This window comes from Paenibacillus sp. sgz302115, assembly GCF_056120445.1.
This window is the reverse complement of record NZ_JBVYOK010000009.1, coordinates 191172-212085: the sequence shown is the minus strand read 5'-3', so window position 1 is coordinate 212085 and position 20914 is coordinate 191172. Positions and strand designations below refer to the sequence as shown.

Here is a 20914-nt window from a genome sequence, read left to right as displayed (position 1 = left end):
GGTGAAGGCATTGCTTAAGCTGATTCAACTGGAAATCCGTAAAAACAAGCTGGCAGGCATGCTCAAAAGCTGGACCATTGTTAACCTTGCCATTCTTGTCTTTATGATCCTGGTTATTTTCATTGACCGTAGTGATAGCGGGGGAGAATTTGACACCTATCCTGAAATGTTCGAAGGGGTATATGTTTTTACCAAAGCTGCATTTATTATCTTCGCCTCTGTTCTGTTAGGCAAGCTGGTTATTGACGAGTACAAGAACAACACGATCACCGTTCTCTTTATGTATCCCATCCCGCGCAAGAAGCTGATGATCGCCAAAATTCTCATCGTGTTCGTGTTCACATTGATTAGTATTCTCCTGTCGGATATCGTACTTAACGCTCTTCTGGTAAGTATTAATTCTTTCGTCCATGTGGTTCCGGGACAACTGCAGATGTCGCTTCTTCCGTCTCAGTTAATTCGGATAGGCACGGATGCGATATATGCGGCTGGAATCGCCTTAATTCCTTTGTACTTCGGGATGCGCAAAAAATCCGTGCCCGCTACAATTGTTTCCGCAGTGCTGGTCACAAGTCTGATCTCTGCCGGCTTCGGCGATTTCCGGATGGGCAACCAGTTTGGGGTCTCCATCTTCCTCAGTCTGCTTGGCATAGGCATGGCCTATCTGGCGATTCACAACATTGAGCATAAGGATATTGCATAATGGGGGATGAAGACATTGCTCAAGCTGATGCAACTGGAAATCCATAAAAACAAGCTGACAGGCATACTCAAAGCCTTTGCTATTGTTATCCTTTGCATTCTCGGCATAATGATTCTGGTTATTTTCGATGACCGGTACGCAAACGGGGGAGAATTCAACACTTTTCCAAAGATATTCGAAATGTTGTATGCTCTTGTCAAAGCTGCATTTATTATTTTCGCCTCTGTACTGCTAGGCAAGTTGGTTATTAACGAGTACAAGAACAATACGATCACAGTACTCTTCATGTATCCCATCCCGCGCAAGAAGCTGATGATTGCCAAAATTCTCATCGTGTTCCTGTTCACATTGATCAGTATTATCCTGTCGGATGTCGTAATTATCGCTGTTCTGGCAAGTATGAATTCCTTCATCCATTTCGTCCCGGAACCACTGCAGATGTCAATGCTTCCGTCCCAGTTGATCCGGATAGGTACGGATGCGGTGTGTGCGGCCTTAATCGCCTTAATCCCTTTGTATTTCGGGATGCGCAAAAAATCCGTGTCCGCTACAATTGTAGCCTCAGTGCTGGTTGCAAGTTTTGTCTCTTCCGGCTCTGATGAGTTCCAGATAGGCAACCTGCTTGGGGTTTCCATCGCTCTCAGTCTGCTTGGTGCAGGCATTGTCTACCTGGCGATTCGCAATATTGAGACTGAAGATATCGCATAAGCAGTAATGTAAATCTCCGCTTCAGCTAACCCGAGCCTTCTGTGAGGATTAGGCAAGAATGCAGACAGCATGCTTGCCTTATTTCGCAGGAGTTTTTTTTCGTTCAAAACCGCATTATACCAATGTTTTTTGGCGACCAGCCGCATTTTTTTTGCTATAATAATTAATAGTTCATGAGATTCACAGACTTAAGATACATATGATATAGATTATGCTTGAGGCTTTGGATAGAGTGCAGGGCTGATGCAGTACAGGAGGTGGGCTATGCAAAAAGAATGGGCTTCCATTCTGGGCCGGGTGCTTTCTGAGGAAAGTGCTTACAAAGTGTTATTTGATCATCATCCCGACCTAATTATAGTTCTGGATCGGCAGGGGCGCTACGTGGACAGCAACCGTGCTTTTGGGTCTGCGCCTGATACTGGCATCACGAATAAGCTTTCGAAGGACCCCTCGGCTGGAATCCGGCTGCATATGCCTGGAGAGGAGCATTTTGCTGCTGCACTCGGGGGCATAACCTCCGGATTTGAACTGGAGCCGGAAGTGGGCGAAGACAGCAGCCCTGCTGCTATTACGTATGTTCCGGTAAAAGCTGCAGAAGGAATTGCCGGTGTATATGCTATCATCCGGTATGATGCGGGCCGCTTACTGCCTGTTCCGCTTCAGATTTGGTTCCGCAGACTGCTCACATGCGAAGAGACAATTATGGAATGTATGGATGCCGGTGCAGAAGGATGGGAGCGGGAACGGGTACGGGACAAAGCTGAAGCGCAGGAGCTGCAGAAAGCGGAGCTTGTGCTGGAAATGGCGGAAGACAGACATCTCAGCCTGATTCTGAATTCTGTCTCCACCGGGATTTTCGGACTGGATACGGAGGGCCGGACGATCTTTATCAACCGCGAGGGAGCGGACATGCTCGGCTACACGCCTTCTGAGCTGGCGGGCATAAATCTCATTGATCAGATTCATTATGTCCGCGCAGACGGATCAAGGTATATGAAGTTTGAATGCCCGATCTGGCTGACCCTGCAAGACGGCGTTACCCGCATTAAGAGAGAGGAGATTTTCTGGCGGAAGGACGGCACCAGCTTTTTTGTCAGCTACCGGATTGCCCCTCTTCTGGATAAAGGAATCATCTGCGGCGTAGTGGTCTCCTTCAGTGACGTTACGAATGAAAGGGAGATTCTTCAGGCCAAGGAAACAGCCGAGCAGGCGGCCCAGGCCAAGGCAGACTTCCTGGCAATGATGAGCCATGAGATCCGCACACCTATGAACGGAATGATCGGAATGGCCGATCTGCTGCTGGAGACCGAGCTTGAGGAGGAGCAGCGGACCTATGCCGAAATTCTGCGCAGCAGCAGCTACAATCTGCTCAAGATTCTGAATGACATTCTGGATTTCAGCAAAATGGAAGCCGGCAAAATGCAACTGGAATCGGAGAAGTTTGATCTTCGGGAGATGCTGGAGAACATCATTGATTTATTCACCCCCAAGGCGGAAGAGAAGAAGCTGGCCTTGCGGTGGTGGGCAGATACCAGCGTTCCGGCAATTGTAACCACCGATCCCAGCCGCTTGCGGCAGATCATTGTCAATCTTGTCGGCAATGCGCTGAAGTTCACAGAGCGGGGCAGTGTCACTCTGTCGGTGAAGAACATTCTGCTTCCGGCTTCCCCGGAATATTTGCTGGAATTTTCGGTTCGTGATACGGGTGTGGGGATCGCTGACAGCAAGCTGAATCTGCTGTTCCAATCCTTCTCCCAGCTCCATCCGCTCATTAACCGCAAATACGGCGGCACGGGGCTGGGCCTTGCGATCTGCAAGCAGCTTGTTGAGCTGATGGGCGGAACGATTTTTGTGGAAAGCGAAGAGGGCCGGGGCTCCACCTTCCGCTTCATGCTGCCTTTTCTCAAGGAAGAGGAGGAGCAAGCGGAAGAGACCGGGGCGGAGATTACTTCGAATTGAACTGTAGACAGCAGCAAGACTCCTATGCCGGAGACTTGCTGTTTTTTTGTGCTGAGGGTCCCTTTGCTGCGCTATTCCGGTGAAAATTCAGCAGCAGGTTATGGCAGATGCAATAGTGTGGAGTGGAATTTGTACCACTAATTTAGCTCTATTATGGGTACTCTCCAGACCGAAGTGGAAAAAGTAAAACTAAAAAAATCGAATGATCCGTACTTTGGCTTATTTTAGGTTTTCTCCTAAATGTAAGTGGATACATTCCACTATAATCCCGAAAAAGGGCATAATGCAGAAAATTAACTGGAGAAAATCCATGTAGCACCCAGCTCCGTGAGCTCTTATAAGCAGTCAAAGTATGCATAAAAAAGAACCCGTCACCCCGAAATAGCTGGGAGTACGGATTCGAAATCTCCTAGTGAATATACATGAGGCCTACTGTAGCGGGACCGCAGTGGCTTCCGATGACGCAGCCGGCATGAGCGATGGCAATCTCCTCGACAGCGGTTTGCTCACGCAGAGCCTTCTCCAGAAACTTGGCATCCTCTTCCGCAAGGGTGTGGACGACAATGAGCAGCTCCTTGTCCATATGGTCGGCATTGGCCAGGGCATGCTGCAGCATTTGCTCGACAGCCTTCTCCTTCTTGCCGCGAACTTTGCTGACCGGCACAATGGCACCGTCCACCAGCCGCAGTACAGGCCGGATCTTGAGCAGACTGCCGATGAAGTTCGTCATACCGGAGCAGCGTCCGCCCATGTACAGGTAGTCGAGCGTGTCCACAACAAATTCCGTCTCCACCCGGTCACGGCACTGCTCAAGCATGGCGGCAATTTCCTTGGCACTCTGGCCTTTCGCTGCCGCACGGACAGCCTTCATCACCAGCAGGGCAATTCCGCAGCACAGCGTTTTGGAGTCAACGACCTGCACGCGTCCTTCAGGGAACTCACCCGCAGCCAGCAGGGCATTCTGATATGTAGAGGAAAGGCCAGAGGAGAGGCTGATGTAGACGATATCTCCTCCGCTGCTGATCACCGGCTCAAAAGCAGCGATGAAATCCGCTGGCGATGGTGCTGCCGTCTTCGGCAGAGCACCCTTCGCGGCTACCTTGCGGTACACTTCCTCTGGCGTAATGTCCACACCGTCCTTGTAAGTAGCGTCTTCGAACACGACATAAAGCGGTACGATGCCGATATCATATGTTTCCTTCCAGCCTTGCGGCAAATCGGAAGTGCTGTCTGAAAAGATTTTTACGATAGACATGGGTTTCTCCTTCACCGATTCTCGGATGACATTATTCCGTAATGTAAGTCCTATAATCTGTAATTATACCAAGCCTGTCCGGATTCTCAAAACAAAAATAATACAAGTAGAAACGGCTACGCTTTCCTAAAAAGGACGGTATCCGTTTCAGCGAGAAATAGAAGGATAATTTATAGCGTGAAACATATAAAATCTTATATTTTAAAACAAGACCAACTGCACTGGCAGTTGATCTTAAGGACAAATCTATTATTCTGTTAAGCTTACTTCTTCACTACCGGAATCCACACTTCGCAGACATAATCCTCCGCACCGGTGTCGCCCATCGGATACAGCTCGAACTCGGGGCCGCCGGCATGCTCATAGCCTGTTGACGGGAACCATTCCTGGAAAATCCGCTGCCAAACGTTTTGGATCGCATGCGGCATAGGGCCAACTGAAGTAAACACAGCCCAGCTTGCTGCCGGAACGACTGCGGTCTCATAGCCCTGCGGGTCGGTCTCAGGCGTTCCTTCCACACCGATCCAGTAGGACAGAAGCTCCTTTTCCATGTCCATGCTCATACAAATGCCGAACAGATCCTTATCGCCGCCAATCTCCACCAGCTTATCCGAAGTTCCATCGGCATTGGTTTCGTTCCAGAACTCAGGAATTCTGCGTAAATTTTCTCCGTCCCGGGTCGTAACCTCCATTGATTTGCCGATTACGGTAAAAGCTTCTTTCTCCACGATCTTGTATTCCATTTCCTGATCTCCCTTCAATGATAGATGGAAGGAAAGGCGGGGGAACGCTTTTAGCTGCACCCCGGGCTCACGCGCGGCAGAGGGGGTAAGCCCATGCGCCTTACGGAATGCTTTGGTGAATGCCTCGGGGGAGTCATATCCGTATTTCAGCGCCACATCCAGCACCCTGATTTTCGAAATAGCCAGCTCTTGAGCCGCCAAGGTTAATCTGCGCTTACGGATATAGTCAGCTACCGTAACTCCGGTCAGCATGCCGAACATACGCTGGAAATGATAAGGAGAGACATGAGCCACCTTGGCAACGTCTTCGATGCGCATTGGCTCCGTCATCTTGCTTTCCATATAATCCAGCGCATTTTTCATGCGGATCAGCCATTCCAAATTTGCCATCTCCCTTTGAATCCATACTATCATGCCAGTGAGGAGCAGTCCTGTTATTCTGTGCTCATTGAAGACAGGTTTCGGTGCATGCCTATAGTATAGCTCAAGAGGAAAAACGAGTCAGCCCTCGAGACGGCAGACTCTGGCTTCATAAGGGCGCAGCGTTCCCCGGTCCATTGCCGCCGGCTGTTCAGGATAATTGCTGATGATGGTTTCGGTGACGGCGTTCAGTTCTTCCAGCAGCTCCACCGTTTGCGGCATTTCGCTGAAATTAAGCAGCACCAGCCACTGCTCATTCTCCAGAGTCCGGGTATAAGCGTAAATGTTCTCATGCTCCGGCAGGAGCAGCTTGTATTCTCCGTACACCATAATGAGATGCTCTTTGCGCAGGCGGATCAGCTTCTGATAGTAATAAAAGACTGAATCCGGGTCGGCCAGCGCCTGTTCCACATTGATAGTCTCATAGCTCGGATTGAGCTTCAGCCACGGGGTTCCGCCCGTGAAGCCGGCATTTGGAGAGGCATCCCACTGCATCGGCGTGCGGGCATTGTCGCGGCCTTTGGTATGGATGGCCTGCAGAACGGACTGATGATCCGCGCCGCCTTCGGTTACCTTTTCCCGGTACATATTGTGTATTTCGATATCCTGATAGTCTTCCAGCGCCGAAAACTGCACGTTGATCATGCCGATTTCTTCGCCTTGGTAAATATACGGCGTGCCTTTGAGTGTATGCAGCATGGTGGCTAGCATTTTGGCGGAAATCACGCGGTATTCCTGGTCATTGCCGAACCGTGAGACCATACGGGGCTGATCATGGTTGTTCAGGTACAGGCTGTTCCAGCCGCGGTCTGCCAGGCCAACCTGCCATTTATGCAAAATATCGCGCAGCTTGGTCAGATTCCAAGGGGCGACATCCCATTTGCCGCCGGGACCTGCGTCGATATCCATATGCTCGAATTGGAAAACCATCTGCAGCTCATGCCGATCCTCATCCGTGTATAGAATAGCATCCTCTACTGAGGCCCCCGGAGTTTCGCCGACTGTCATAATATCATATTTGGAGAGCACCTTACGGTTCATCTCCTGCAGGTATTCATGGACGCGCGGGCCGTTCATAAAATACTCACCGCCGCTGGCCAGTTCCCCGGGAGCAAGCCCCTCTCTGTGTGCGGAAGGCAACCCTTCGACCTTGGAGATCATATTGATTACGTCCATCCGCAGTCCGTCCACCCCTTTATCCAGCCAAAAGGCAATCATCTTGTAGAGCGCCTCGCGGAGCTTCGGGTTCTCCCAATTGAGATCCGGCTGCTTGCGGGAGAACAGATGCAGGTAGTATTCCCCGGTGCTCTCATCCAGCTCCCAGGCCGGTCCGCTGAAGATCGAGCTCCAGTTGTTGGGGGCTTCGCCGTTTGGATCGCCAGGACGCCAGATATAGTAATCGCGGTACGGATTATCCTTGGAGGAACGGGACTCTGCGAACCAGGCATGCTCATCCGAGGAATGGTTGATAACAAGGTCCATCATCAGCTTGATCCCGCGTGCATGCAGTCCTTCCAGCAGCTCCTCCCAGTCTTTCAGTGTGCCGAATTCATCCATAATATTCTCATAATCGCTGATATCATACCCGTTATCGTCGTTCGGCGATTTGTAGACCGGTGACAGCCAGACCACATCGACCCCCAGCTTCTGCAAATAGTCGAGGCGCGAGATGATCCCCTGCAGGTCCCCGATTCCGTCTCCGTTGCTGTCCTGAAAGCTGCGCGGATAGATTTGATAGACTACGGCTTCTTTCCAAAAGGTTCTGTTCATATGAAACTAGCTCCTTTGAATGGGATTTTAATATAAGATAGATTGTAAAATGGAATCAGCAACTAGGTCGGCTCCGGGGAAAGTTTGGAGTTTCGGCCGCTGTTGTTCTCGGATTTCTATATTTAATGTTCAATATTATGGATGAAATCCGAGAACAAAGGCGGACGCTAACGCTCCTACACTTCCAAATTTCCCCTCCGCCTTTCTTGCTGATTCAATTTTCCAGTGGAACTGATATTAAAAGCCCCAAAGCAGGCTCTGGGGCTGTAGGCAAGATTTACACCGCAACGGAGGAGCCTGCAGCAGTGATGCTGCTCAGCCCGTTCACAGTATACTCCTTGCCATGAATCGTGATGGACGCCGGGATATCGGTTTCGTTGACAACGGTAACCTGTGCATCGGTAACGTTGACCTGGAGCCGGGAGCCGCGGAACATGATCTTGAACGAATAAGAGGTCCAGTGTCCCGGGTTGGAAGGCTTCAGGATCAGCCGGTCTTCCTGTACGCGGAGCCCGCCGAAGCCGTGCACAATCGACATCCAGGTTCCCGCCATGCTTGTGGTATGGCAGCCGTCTTCCGTATCGTTGTTGTAGTTGTCGAGATCGAGTCTTGAAGTACGCAGGTACATTTCATAAGCCTTGTCCTTGTAGCCCAGCTCACAGGCGAGAATCGCATGAATACAAGGGGAGAGCGAGGACTCATGTACGGTAATCGGCTCATAGAAGTCGAAGTTGCGTTTTTTGGTATCCAGATCATAGCGGTCGCCGAGGAAATATAATCCCTGCAGCACATCGGCCTGTTTGATGAAGCAGGAACGCAGGATGCGGTCCCAGGACCATTTTTGGTTAAGCGGCAGGTTCTCCGGCTGCAGATCCTTGACCTGAATGAGTTCTTTGTCGAGGAAGCCGTCCTGCTGCAGGAAGATGCCGCGTTCTTCATCGGCCGGATAGTACATTTTGGCGATAATCTCATTCCACTGCGCCGTTTCGTTCTTCAGCAGTCCAAGCTTGTCGACAAGCTCCGCATAACGGGCGGACTCATTCTCCTGCAGATATGCCAAAGCTTCCAGCGTATATTCCATCGTCCAGGCGGCAATCCGGTTCGTATACCAGTTATTGTTGACGTTGTTCTCGTATTCGTTCGGACCCGTTACGCCCAGCATGACATATTTGTCCTTGTGGGGCACATAGTGGACGCGCTCCTCCCAGAAGCGGGAGATTTCCACCAGCACCTCAAGGCCGTATTGGCCGAGATAAGCTTTGTCTCCGGTGTAGTTCACATAGTTATAGATCGCATAAGCGATTGCGCCGTTACGGTGGATCTCTTCAAAAGTAATCTCCCACTCATTGTGGCATTCCTCGCCGTTCATCGTGACCATTGGGTAGAGCGCGCCTTTTTTGAAGCCGAGCTTACGGGCGTTTTCCTTGGCTTTTTCCAGATGCTTGTAGCGGTAGATCAGCAGATTGCGGGCAATCGTGGAGTCGGCGGTGCTCAAGTAGAACGGCACGCAATACGCTTCCGTATCCCAGTAGGTGCTGCCGCCGTATTTTTCCCCGGTAAAGCCCTTCGGTCCAATGTTAAGCCGGTCGTCTTCACCCGTATAGGTCTGATTCAACTGGAAAATGTTAAAACGGATCGCCTGCTGTGCGGACACATCACCTTCAATGATAATGTCGCTTTCCTTCCACTTATCCTTCCAGACCTCGGCCTGTTCAGTCAAAAGCTCCACAAATCCGGCTTCGCGTGCGCTGTGCAGCAGGGTATGTGCGGCATCGACCAATTGTCCCAGACCATAATTGCGGGAGGTGACATTCGCGGCGTATTTATAAATAACAACCTGATCACCGGCCTGTACCGTGAGCTTAGCCTTGCTGCCTACATATTTCTCCTGCTGGATGGCTTCGGCTTCGCCTGCGAATTTTTCACCGTTAACCAGAATGTCGAAGAGGTAGGCTGAGGTTACGTGAAAATCCAGCTTTTTCGTCTTCAGTGTAAGATGTCCGCCGTCCGGATTCGCTTGTTTCTCAACTTCGTTCCAGAATTTCTCGTCATAGTTGGAGTCTTTGTTCTTGATGTCGCCGTCGAGGTATGGGGTAACGGTTATTTCTCCGGCAAAATTAACCGGGATGATCGAATAGCGGATCGCACCGATCTCGCGGCGGGCCATGCTGACCATACGGATGCTCTCAACCTTGACCTCTTTGCCTTCTGCGGTTGTGGCTGTGAAGCTGCGGAAGAGCGTGCCGCCCTTCATGTTGAGCACCCGGCGGAATTCGCTAACGGTGCAAGCCGCCAAGTCGAGCGGAACGCCGTCGATGTCAATGTTGATGCCGATCCAGTTGGTGCTGTTCAGCACTTTGGCAAAATACTCAGGATAACCGTTTTTCCACCAGCCGACCCGTGTTTTGTCCGGGTAGTAGACACCGGCCATGTAGCTGCCTTGCAGGCTTGGGCCGCTGTACTTTTCTTCAAAGTTGGCGCGGCCGCCCATATACCCGTTTCCGATGCTAAAGACGCTTTCGGAAATTTCCTGAGTCTGAGGATCAAAGGATTCTTCAATGATGGACCATTCGTCGATTTTTAAATATTGTTTCATGGTTACCGGCTCCTTTTAAATGGGGGATGAGGATATATAATGAATCAAAACAGTTGAATTAGAATTCCGGTGACAGCGGCGCCACTGCGCAGAATGTTTGGACTTCCGGCCGCTGTTATAATCAGATTTCTCTATTTGAGGCCGATTGCAGCGGAAGAAATCTGATTATAAAGGCGGACGCTAACGCTCCTCCAGTTCCAAACTTCTGCTCCGCGGCTTCGTCACCGAAACCCTAATAACGTATTTTTAATTCATTCTATAAAGAGTAGGGCAGAAGGGACTCACATTACCTATAACTGTTAATGTTCGTCAAACTGCTGCAAATGATTCCCGCAGGGCTGCAACGCTGATCTGCTCAAGGGAAGGGACGACGAGATTCGCCTGAGCCAGCGTCGCTGGCGAACCGATGCCGACGCTGCTCATGCCGGCGCGGATAGCGGCGGTGATGCCCGCTTCGGCATCTTCGAAGACGACGCAATGCGCGGGAGCAACTGAGAGGGCCTTGGCTCCAAGGAGGAAGACCTCAGGCTCGGGCTTCGCGGCGCTGGTATGTGTACCGTCAATGATGGCATCGAAATAGGGAGTCAGGCCGGTGTTGTTCAGGATGGTCATTGCGTTTTTGCTGGCGGAGCCGAGAGCGACCTTAATGCCCTGGTCGCGGCATTCCTTAAGGAATGCCAGCGCACCCGGCAGAATCTCCGAGCTGTCCATCTTGGAGATGTATTCGACGTAGCGGTTGTTCTTCTGCTCGGCGAGCTGCGCTTTTTTCTCTTCATCCAGTACAAGTCCGCCGATTTCCAGCAGAATATTCAGCGAAGCGGCACGGCTAACACCCTTGAGGCGTTCATTGTCCTGCTCGGTGAAGACAAAGCCGAGCTGCTCGGCCAGCTCTCTCCAGGCGATAAAATGATATTTGGCGGTGTCGACGAGCACGCCGTCCAAGTCGAACAGGCAGGCTTTAATTTCTGGCATGTTGAAACCTCCTAAAAAGTTTTATATGTAGCGCAAACGTTTGTACAAAGTTCGAAAAAATAAATGAAGCGTTGAGCAGCTTCATTTATCTTGTTCAAATATAAGAAAGTATAAGTTTCACCCTATACTTTATCCTTATATTTCTCGCTGAAACGGATACCGTCCTTCTAAGGACGGCGAAGCCGTTTCTACTTGTGTGATCATTTCTTCGCTGGAGAATGCATGGAAGACTCTCTTACGATTAAGCGGTGGGGAATCACGAACCGGTTCGTATATCCGTCATGGTTATCCGGCTTCTGAATGCTCTGGATCAGCACCTGGGAGGCCGTGTAGCCAAGATGATAAATTCCGATGTCGATACTGCTGATCGGCGGACTGGACAATTCCGAGAGCGGAATGTTGTTAAAGCTGACAATCGCCAGATCATCAGGAACCTTGTATTTCAGTTCATTCAGTCCACGCAGTACGCCGAAAGAGACCATATCATCTACTGCGACCAGTGCTGTAGGGCGGTTCGGGAGATTCATGAAAAATGACATCGCCCGGTATCCGCTGTCCTGCAAAAATTCGCCTTCGACGATCCATTCTTCCCGCATCTCGAGTCCGCTGTCATGCATCGCCCTGCGGTAGCCTTCAAGCCGGTCGCGCGAAACGATGAGGTTCGGCGGCCCGCTGACAAAGCCAATACGTTCATGACCCATAGAAATCAAGTGGTTCGTAGCATCGAATGCAGCCATGATATTATCATTATCCACCGATAAAATATTCTCATAGCGGTCGCTTCGCCCTATCAGAACAAAAGGGTAGCCACCTGATTCCAGAAAATCAATTACCGCATCGTCTTTGCGTGAATACAGCAGAATAACGCCGTCAACACGGCGGCCCTTGAGCAGGCGGGACACGGCTTCAAGCTCTTCCTTTTCGTTTGCTCCGGAGCTGAGCAGCACATCATAGCCGGAACGGCTGGATTGTGTGACAATCCCACGGATCAATTCCATAAAAAACAAATTGGAGAACAGCTCTTCAGCCGGTTTCGGAAGAATGATGCAAATGCTGTTCGTAGTCTTCGAAACCAGACTCTTGGCCATCATATTCGGAGTGTAGCCCATTTCTTCCATAATCACTTTGACCTTACGGGAAGTTTCTAGGCTAATTCTTGGATGGCCTGACAACACCCGGGATACTGTGGAGGGAGAAACTCCCGCTTTCTTAGCCACGTCCTTGATGGTAACTGTCATAGAAACCTCCTCATGGAACCGTTTGCTTTACACAGTAATATTAATCGAAGTGCTCATAATTGTAAATAGTGAAAGTCTTTCGGAAGGCCGCTTGCGGCAAGATGGAGCGGAGGCGGGGGATTCGGAGCAGCTATTCATCACACTAACCCCAATAAACTTAATTTCAAAATCAATGCAAAAAATATTGAAAATGTGCAAAAGTGTGCAATTATCTGCGCCTCATTTGTGCAACACTACATGAAATCTTGCTTCATATGTTTTGTTATTGAACAGGATATGGATCGTAAATTGCTAGTTGACAACAACGGAAGTCCAGCATTAGTATGGTGAACATAATATAAAGCGCTTACAGTATATGGTTTTGGGCAGGTATCTTTTTCACTCCAAATAGATGGATTGTTGAATCGTACCTGTCGCTTATTTTTGCAAACGTTTGCGCATTGAATGGGAGTGTTGCACATGGCTTCATTCATTTTCTTGACAGGAGGGGGCTGATCTTGACGGGCCTGAGGAGCCGCAAATAGCCGGAGAAGGCGATTCCTTGATCATCTGCTGCCTGATGCAGCTGCAAGGAAAAATCTATGTTTTGGAGGGATTGAAGCAAATGAGATTGGCATTATGGGGCAAAAAAATATTCGCCATCAGCATGATCGTTATTCTGGTGTTATCCTCTTTTTCTTTTGGTCCGGTCCATGTGAATGCAGCGGCAACCAAGGCTGTGCTGGTAGGCAATCTTCAATCGGAATTATCGACGGAAGCTGAGCCGACAGGGGATTGGAATCCTGCTGCCACTGTGACGCAAATGACCTATGTGGACAATGGATTGTACCAGTTTACAGGCAAATTGCCTGCAGGAGTCTATGAATACAAGGTTGCTCTTAACGGCACCTGGGATGAGAGCTACGGATACGGCAGCTATACTAATCCGGGCGGAACTGATAAAGACGGCAATATCCAGCTCACTCTCACAGCCGAAACTAATGTCACCTTTTACTATAACGACATCACCAAGAAAATCGCGGATTCTACGTATTACACACCGATTGCGGAGGGAAAGCTGCCGAGGCTGACCGGAACGCTGCAAACAGAGCTGGGAGATGCCAAGGATTCTTCTCCGGCTGATGCAGGGACCACTTTGTCAGATCCTGATTTGGATGGAATCTATGAGCGGACGGCCCAGCTTCCCAAAGGTGAGTATACCTATCGGGTATTTGTTCCCGGAGATTCAACAGACGCGGATATGCTCTATCCGGACAAGGACTTGACCCTGAAGCTTCCTGCTGATCTGAAAGTGACTTTTAAGTATAGTGCGAAGGATCACGGGGTCAGCGCAGCTTTTACAGCTCCGTCCGATCCGGGAAAGGTTGTTCCCGTACCGCAGGACCATATGCGGATTCACTATAACCGGACTGCGGGTGACTACGCCGATCAGGGCTTGTGGCTGTGGGACGATGTGGCCTCACCTTCCGGGAACTGGCCGGCCGGCGCAGCCCCGTTTCCTGAAGGGCAGACCGATACTTATGGTGCTTATGTCGATGTTCCGCTGAAGGCCGGCGCCAAGAAAATCTCGTTCCTCGTCGTCAACCGCAGCACGCAGGACAAGGACGGGGGCGACAAGCTTTTTACGATCAATACACCGCAGACGAATGAGATATGGATCAAGCAGGGTTCGGATACCGTAACGCCTTATGAACCCGTAGTGCTTCCTGCGGATACCGTGCGTGTTCATTACATGAGAACGGACAGCAATCATAGCCAGTACGGCTTGTGGCTGTGGGATGACGTGGCTTCGCTGCCGGTAACCTGGCCGGGAGATGCAGTTCCTTTTCTAGCTGAACATACCGACTCCTATGGTGCTTATGTAGACATTCCGCTCAAAGCGAACGCCAAGAAAATGGGCTTTGTCGTTGTGAATCGTGCGAGCGGCGACAAAGATGGAGGCGACAAAACATTCAGCCTGCTGGACCGCTATAATCAGCTCTGGATCAAGCAGGGAGATAATCAAGTATATGTGTCTCCTTTTGGCGAGCAGCCGGTCAGTCTGGCAGCGGCAGAAGTGCTGTCCACCAGCAAAATCCTGCTTACCTTCACATTGACGGACGGTCTGGACGCGGCAGGATTAAAGTCAGCGATTACTGTACAGGACAAGGAAGGTGCTCCAATTGCCGTTACTGCCGTGACCATTAAAAGCAAATCTGCGGTAGAAGTGGATACGGCGGCCTTCGAGCTGGATAAAGCTCCGCTGAATGTAACCTATTCGGGGAAAAGTGTATCCGCTTCCGCAGGCTGGAGAATGCTTGATGAAATGTACAATTACACAGGTGATGATCTGGGAGCCACCTATCATCCGGCGGCCAAGTCCGCGACACTGAAGCTGTGGGCTCCGATGGCCAGCAGTGTGGTTGCAAATGTGTACAGCAAGACAGATGCAGCCAAGCAGGTAGGCCAGATCAGCTTAACCCAAGGCGCTAAAGGGGTCTGGTCGGCAGAGCTGAAGCCGTCTGACCTGGACGCTCCGGGCGGAGCCGGGGATGTGCGCGGCTACTACTACCAGTACGAGGTGACCAATAACGGAGTAAGCAAGCCGGTGCTTGATCCTTATGCCAAATCAATAGCTGTGTTCACTGTGGACACCACGGGTGCGGCGGGGCCGGATGGCGATACGGTCGGCAAAGCGGCTATTGTTGACTTGAGCGGGACGAATCCGCCGGATTTCCGGGCAGGGGATATTCCTGGCTACGAGAAGCGTGAGGATGCCGTCATTTATGAAGTCCACGTACGGGATTTCACCTCCGATATTTCGATTGAAAGCGAGCTGGGCGGCGAACGCTGGGGCTCGTATGCGGCTTTTGAGAAGAAGCTGGATTATATTAAATCCTTAGGTGTGACTCATATTCAGCTCATGCCGGTCATGGCCTGGTATTATGGGGACGAAACGAAGATGGGCAACAGGGAATCGGCCTATTCGACCCAGAACAATGAATACAACTGGGGTTATGATCCGCAGAGCTATTTCTCGCCGGATGGCGCCTATTCGCAGAAGCCTGCTGATCCCGAAGAACGGATCAAGGAGCTGAAGGGCCTTATTGATGCCGTGCATCAGGCGGGAATGGGGGTCATTCTCGATGTCGTGTACACCCATATGGCCAAAAAGGATTTCCTGAATGATATCGTGCCGAATTATTACGCCTTTCAGGATGCGAACGGCAATTTCATTGGCGGGTTCGGCAACAATCTGGCGACCAGCCATAAGATGGCCGAGAAGCTGATGGTGGATTCGGTGAAATACTGGTTCAGCGAATATAAAATCGACGGCATGCGCTGGGACATGATGGGCGACGCGACAGCAGACGCGGTTCAAGCGGCCTATGATGCCGCAGAAACCATCAACCCGAAGGCGCTGTTCATCGGTGAAGGCTGGAAAACCTTCGGCGGGGACGCCTCCGATCCGGCACTGGCCGGCAAAGGCGCAGATCAGGCATGGATGGATAAGACGGACAGCGTCGGCGTATTCTCCGATGAATTCCGCAATGAGCTGAAGTCCGGCTATGGCTCGGAAGGCGAGCCGAGATTTATTACGGGCGGTGCGCGTTCCATCGCTACGATCCTGAACAATATCAAGGGCCAGCCCTCCAACATTCCGGCGGATGATCCAGGCGATGTTGTGCCATACATCGAGGCCCACGACAATCTGACATTGCATGATGTCATTGCGCAATCCATCAAGAAGGACCCGGCAATTGCAGAGAATGAGCTGGAAATACAGAAACGGATCAGGCTCGGCAATCTGCTGGAGCTGACGTCTCAAGGGACCGCCTTCCTGCAGGCAGGCCAGGAGTATGGGCGCACGAAGCAGTGGAAGGCAGCAGGGGTTCCCGAACAGAAGTATACCGAGATGAAGGATGAGAACGGGAAATCGTTTGGTTATTTTATTCACGATTCCTACGATTCTTCGGATGCGGTCAACATGTTCGACTGGGCGAAAGCGACGGACAAAGACAAATATCCTGTGCAAAATACAACCAGATCCTACACCTCGGGACTCATTAAGCTGAGACAATCGACCGATGCCTTCCGGCTTGGCGACAAAAGTCTGGTGGACTCGAATGTCAGCCTGATCACTGCACCGGAGATCAAGGCAACCGATCTGGTGATCGGCTACAAGAATAAAGCAACCGATGGAACCGGACTTTATTATGTCTTTGTGAACGGGGACAATACTGCAAGAACCCTGACTCTTTCCGAGGATTTGACCGGAGGGCAGGTGCTTGTGGATAACGATGAAGCCGGGAATCAGGCGATTCCTGCGGCGAGCCGGAGCGGCTTCACATTAACAGCGGGTTCGATTACTCTTGAACCTTTGACCGCTGTGGTCATCCGCAAGGATGCCGCTGCTGCTGCCCTGACTTCCCTGTCAGCGGACAGCTCGGGCTATAAGCTGCAAATTGGCAGCACCCGTCAAGCGGCTGTAACGGCCAAATATGATGACGGCAGCTCCAGAACGGTGACGAATACTGCAGCCTATGTCTCGGATAAGCCGGAAATCGCTATAGTGACTAGCAAGGGGCTGATCAAAGGAATCAAGGCGGGAACAGCCACAATTACCGTTTCCTACGGCGGACTCTCGAGCAAAATCACTGTTGAAGTCACCAAGGATGCCGTAGACAACAAGCGTTATGTTCAGCTCACCTATGTCCGTGAAGACAAGGACTATAAGGACTGGAACCTCTGGGTGTGGAATACGGGGGTCAAGAACGATCAGATCGACTTCACTACCTTCAAGGATGGCAAGGCCAGCGTGCTGATTGAGGTGGCGCCGAATGCCACGAGTATGGGGTTTGTGCTGCGCAAGGGAACGGACTGGAACACCGGGAAGCAGGATTATCCGGACGACCGGAACATTCCGCTGAGTGCTGGCGAAGCTTTTACCAAAGTGATTGTAACCAGTATGGTGAAGGAGCTTGACATCAAGCCGGCCATTAACGGCCCTGTGATGAAAGACGGAACTATTACCTTCCGGTATCGGGATGATGCCCTGTTCCGCAGTGATAATATGGCTGCGATCAGTGAAGCAAAGGTAAAAGTAAACGGCACGGCATATCCAATGGAATACGATGCAGCCAAGGAGTGGTTCAGCTATCAACTGAAAAATGTGCAGGAAGGCACGTACAAGTACACTTTCCTGATTACCAGGGATGGCGTAACCGAAGAACTGACGGACCCGAAAAACACGGTGAATGGCGAATCGGCAGCCGTCTATCACATTCCGCAAGTAACCATCGAGGCAGCGGTTCAGCCGAAAGCCGTCACCTCGAATGAAAATGCAGTGATTACAGTGAAAGCTTCTTCTTCGGAAGATGTGTCTTATGTGGACGGCTATATGGATCTGACTGCCCTTGGCGGACCAGGCGCAGTGAAGCTTGATACCACGCTGATGAAGCAGACGATTGCGGTCAAGGACAGCGTCGCGGCGGGAATCAAGAATATCCCGATTACCCTGCTTGATCAATATGGGAATACGCATAAAGGCACTGCTGCAGTTGAAGTGAAAGCTAGAACGTACACGGATGATAAGCTTGATTTTGACTGGGATGAGGCCCGAATCTACTTCGCGCTTACTGACCGGTTCAAGGACGGGGATGCTTCGAATAACGCCGATGTTGATAAAACACATCTGGAAGCCTACCACGGGGGAGATTTCCGGGGAATGATCGACAATCTGGATTATTTGCAGAAGCTGGGTATCAATACACTCTGGATTACGCCGATTGTGGACAATATTGATTTCAACAAGGGCATTGATTTCGGCGGCAAGCAGTATGCTTATCATGGCTATTGGGCCAAGGATTTCACACAGCTTGACGAGCATCTTGGCGATATGGCAACCTTCAAGGAGCTGATTGAGAAGGCCCATGACAAGGGCATCAAGATTATGGTGGATGTTGTGCTCAATCACGCCGGTTATGGCCTGAAGGCAGGAGACAATTATGCAGGCGTTACGGCTGAGGATAAGGCTCGCTTTGACGGCATGCTGCGCACAGACGGCACATCGGCGGACACTGATCCGGTCAAAGGCGAGTTAGCCGGACTGCCGGACTTTAAGACCGAAGACCCGGCGGTGCGCGAGAAGCTGATTAATTGGCAGACCGCTTGGCTGGATAATGCGCGGACGAAACGCGGCGATACGATTGATTATTTCCGTGTGGATACGGTTAAGCATGTGGAGGATACAACCTGGAAAGCCTTCAAAAATGCGCTGACCGCCATAGATCCAAAGTTCAAGCTGGTTGGTGAATTTTACGGAGGCACGCTGGACAATGACGGCGGCAATCTGCAGTCCGGCCAGATGGACAGTCTGCTGGATTTCGGCTTCAAGAATGCTGCCAGGGATTTTGCAAATGGTAAAATCGGAGATGTGGATGCATACCTGCAGAACCGGGAAGCACAAATGGACAATACCAAAATGATGGCCCAATTCCTGAGCAGCCATGATGAGAACGGCTTCCTGTCCAATTATGTGGACGGAGACAAGGGCAAGCTGAAGATCGCAGCCGCCCTGCAGATCACGGCCAAAGGCCAGCCGGTTATTTACTACGGGGAAGAGCTGGGACGGTCTGGAGCGAATGCCGGAGATATGTCAAAAGGAGAGTTCAGCGAGAACCGCGGAGATATGCCGTGGGATCAGCTTACGGCGGAGCAGGGACTTCACGATCACTACCAGAAGCTGCTGAACATCCGTGCCAAGTACTCCAAGCTGTATTCCAAAGGTGTGCGCACAAAGCTGGCCGGTTCGGATGAGCTGGGCTACCTGGCTTTTGCGAAGCAATACGGAAACGAGAGCATCGTTACAGTCATTAACACGAAGACGGCGGCTGTAGCTGCCAGCATTCCGGTTCCTTTTGCTGCACAGACTGTGGTTGCCGATGAGTACAGCGGCAAAATCTATACGGTACCGCAAGATCAAAAGATTACGGTTGAACTGCCGGGCAGGGATGCCGGAGGAACGGTTATTTTGGCGGCTGTGCCTAAGGTGACACCTACGCCAACGCCAACACCGACACCGACGGTGAAACCAACGCCAACGCCTACAGCTACACCAACGCCTGCGCCTGTTTCGACTTCGGCTGCTGCGCCAACGGCGACTCCTGCTGAGGGTACACAGCTTGTGAGTGCGGACAGTCTGAAGAACGCTAAGGATGGCAAGGTGGAAGTGGAGATTGCAGCAGGCAAACAGGCGGTACTGCTCCCGCTTCAGGCTGCGCAATTGCTGGGAACTAATGATTTGCTGCTTAAAACGGCGGAGCTTTCTGTAACCCTGCCTGCCAAGGCTCTTAGCAAGGTGCAAGGGACAGTGACCGGAGGGGATGCGGACGGTGCTCATATTGAGCTGCGCATGATTCCGCTTCAAGGCAGTGCGGCAAGTCTTCTGCTTGAAGGATTGAACAAGGACAATACGGCGGTGGCGGCTGCCTCTGGTGTGTATGAGCTTACCCTCAGCATTGTCCGCAAAGACGGTACGGTTATTCCGGTAACCACGTTTGCAGAGCCGGTTACACTTGCCTTCAAGCTAAAAGGAAGTCCAGACAAGGCATTGCTTGGTGTCTACTACCTGGGCGATAACGGTAAATTAGAATATGTGGGGGGCACACTGCAAGATGATGTGCTTACTGCTCAAGTTACCCATTTCAGCAAGTATGCAGCGCTTGAGGTCAACAAATCCTTTAAGGATGTTCCCGCAGCCTATTGGGCGGCTCCGGCGATCAAATCGCTCAGTGCGAAGCAGATCGTGACCGGGGTTACCGTTTCCGAGTTCAAGCCGAAGAACAACGTCACCCGTGCAGAATTTACTGCTCTGCTCGTGCGCGCGCTCGGGCTGAAGGCGGAAGGGCAGGCCGCATTTACTGATGTCAAGCCGGACGCATGGTACTCTTCCTATGTGGCGGCAGCGGTCAGCCAGGGTATTGTTGCCGGACGCGGCAAAGACCTGTTCGCCCCGGATGCTGTGATCAGCCGCGAGGAAATGGCTGTCATGGCCATCCGCACGCTGGAGGTCAAACAGGGCAAGAAGCTTGACCTGGCGAATGGCAGTGTGCGGTTTACTGATTCTTCCGAGATCAGCGGCTGGGCGGCTTCTTATGTGAATGCCGCAGCGGAGCTGGGACTGCTACAGGGCAGAACGAACAACCAATTTGCCCCTAAAGCATGGATGACCCGGGCCGAAAGCGCCCAGGTGATTTACAAGCTGCTCGGCAAATAGGCATGGCTCAGCGAACCTGCTGGCTTCTCGGCAGTACGTATTAGCTATCGAATAACACAAACGGCACTCTTCTTCTCGAAGAGTGCCGTTTGTGCTGTGTATGACGAAATATAAGTCCTTGCAGAAGCGATTGCTGTTCTTGATGCCCGTAGAACACAGTATGGCTGACAGGGAGCTGACGCCAAGTGGAAAAAGTAAAACTAATTGGCTGAAAATCTGGCTGCAACGGACTTTTAGTGGAATTTGTACACCTAATTTAAGCCGTTTCACCATATCCGGCCGATTTCGGCCGA

Annotated in this window: 10 protein-coding genes; 4 read left to right on the top strand and 6 right to left on the bottom strand. The window is 51.2% G+C overall.

The window, feature by feature from the left end; all coding sequences use genetic code 11:
• The first annotated feature begins 10 nt into the window (after nt 1–10).
• From AC0LWN_RS18455 to AC0LWN_RS18445, 3 genes are all read left to right on the top strand, one after another.
• Nucleotides 11–703, top strand: a complete 693-nt coding sequence (locus AC0LWN_RS18455) for an ABC transporter permease (protein ID WP_474667821.1) — start codon at nt 11–13, stop codon at nt 701–703.
• Nucleotides 704–709: 6 nt separating this feature from the next.
• On the top strand, nt 710–1411 hold the full coding sequence (locus AC0LWN_RS18450) for an ABC transporter permease (RefSeq protein ID WP_474667819.1): 702 nt from the start codon (nt 710–712) through the stop codon (nt 1409–1411).
• A 264-nt stretch (nt 1412–1675) separates the two neighbouring features.
• Nucleotides 1676–3370, top strand: coding sequence for an ATP-binding protein (locus AC0LWN_RS18445; RefSeq protein WP_474667817.1), 1695 nt, complete (start codon nt 1676–1678; stop codon nt 3368–3370).
• Nucleotides 3371–3779: 409 nt separating this feature from the next.
• Here AC0LWN_RS18445 and AC0LWN_RS18440 read toward each other — a convergent pair whose 3' ends face one another.
• From AC0LWN_RS18440 to AC0LWN_RS18415, 6 genes are all read right to left on the bottom strand, one after another.
• Nucleotides 3780–4625, bottom strand: coding sequence for a DegV family protein (locus AC0LWN_RS18440; protein ID WP_474667815.1), 846 nt, complete (start codon nt 4623–4625; stop codon nt 3780–3782).
• A gap of 263 nt (nt 4626–4888) precedes the next feature.
• Nucleotides 4889–5749 carry an AraC family transcriptional regulator gene (locus AC0LWN_RS18435; protein ID WP_474667813.1) on the bottom strand — a complete coding sequence of 287 codons (861 nt, stop codon included), beginning with the start codon at nt 5747–5749 and terminating at the stop codon, nt 4889–4891.
• A gap of 120 nt (nt 5750–5869) precedes the next feature.
• Nucleotides 5870–7558 carry a glycoside hydrolase family 13 protein gene (locus AC0LWN_RS18430; protein ID WP_474667811.1) on the bottom strand — a complete coding sequence of 563 codons (1689 nt, stop codon included), beginning with the start codon at nt 7556–7558 and terminating at the stop codon, nt 5870–5872.
• A gap of 277 nt (nt 7559–7835) precedes the next feature.
• Nucleotides 7836–10154, bottom strand: a complete 2319-nt coding sequence (locus AC0LWN_RS18425; RefSeq protein ID WP_474667809.1) for a glycoside hydrolase family 65 protein — start codon at nt 10152–10154, stop codon at nt 7836–7838.
• Between the two features lie 309 nt (nt 10155–10463).
• On the bottom strand, nt 10464–11126 hold the full coding sequence (pgmB, locus tag AC0LWN_RS18420; protein ID WP_474667807.1) for a beta-phosphoglucomutase: 663 nt from the start codon (nt 11124–11126) through the stop codon (nt 10464–10466).
• 200 nt (nt 11127–11326) lie between these two features.
• Entirely contained in the window at nt 11327–12364 is a 1038-nt protein-coding gene (locus tag AC0LWN_RS18415) for a LacI family DNA-binding transcriptional regulator (protein ID WP_474667805.1), read from the bottom strand.
• Nucleotides 12365–12968: 604 nt separating this feature from the next.
• On the opposite strand from AC0LWN_RS18415, the gene AC0LWN_RS18410 reads away from it, so the two are divergent.
• Entirely contained in the window at nt 12969–20621 is a 7653-nt protein-coding gene (locus tag AC0LWN_RS18410; RefSeq protein WP_474667803.1) for a pullulanase, read from the top strand.
• The last annotated feature ends 293 nt before the right edge of the window (nt 20622–20914 follow it).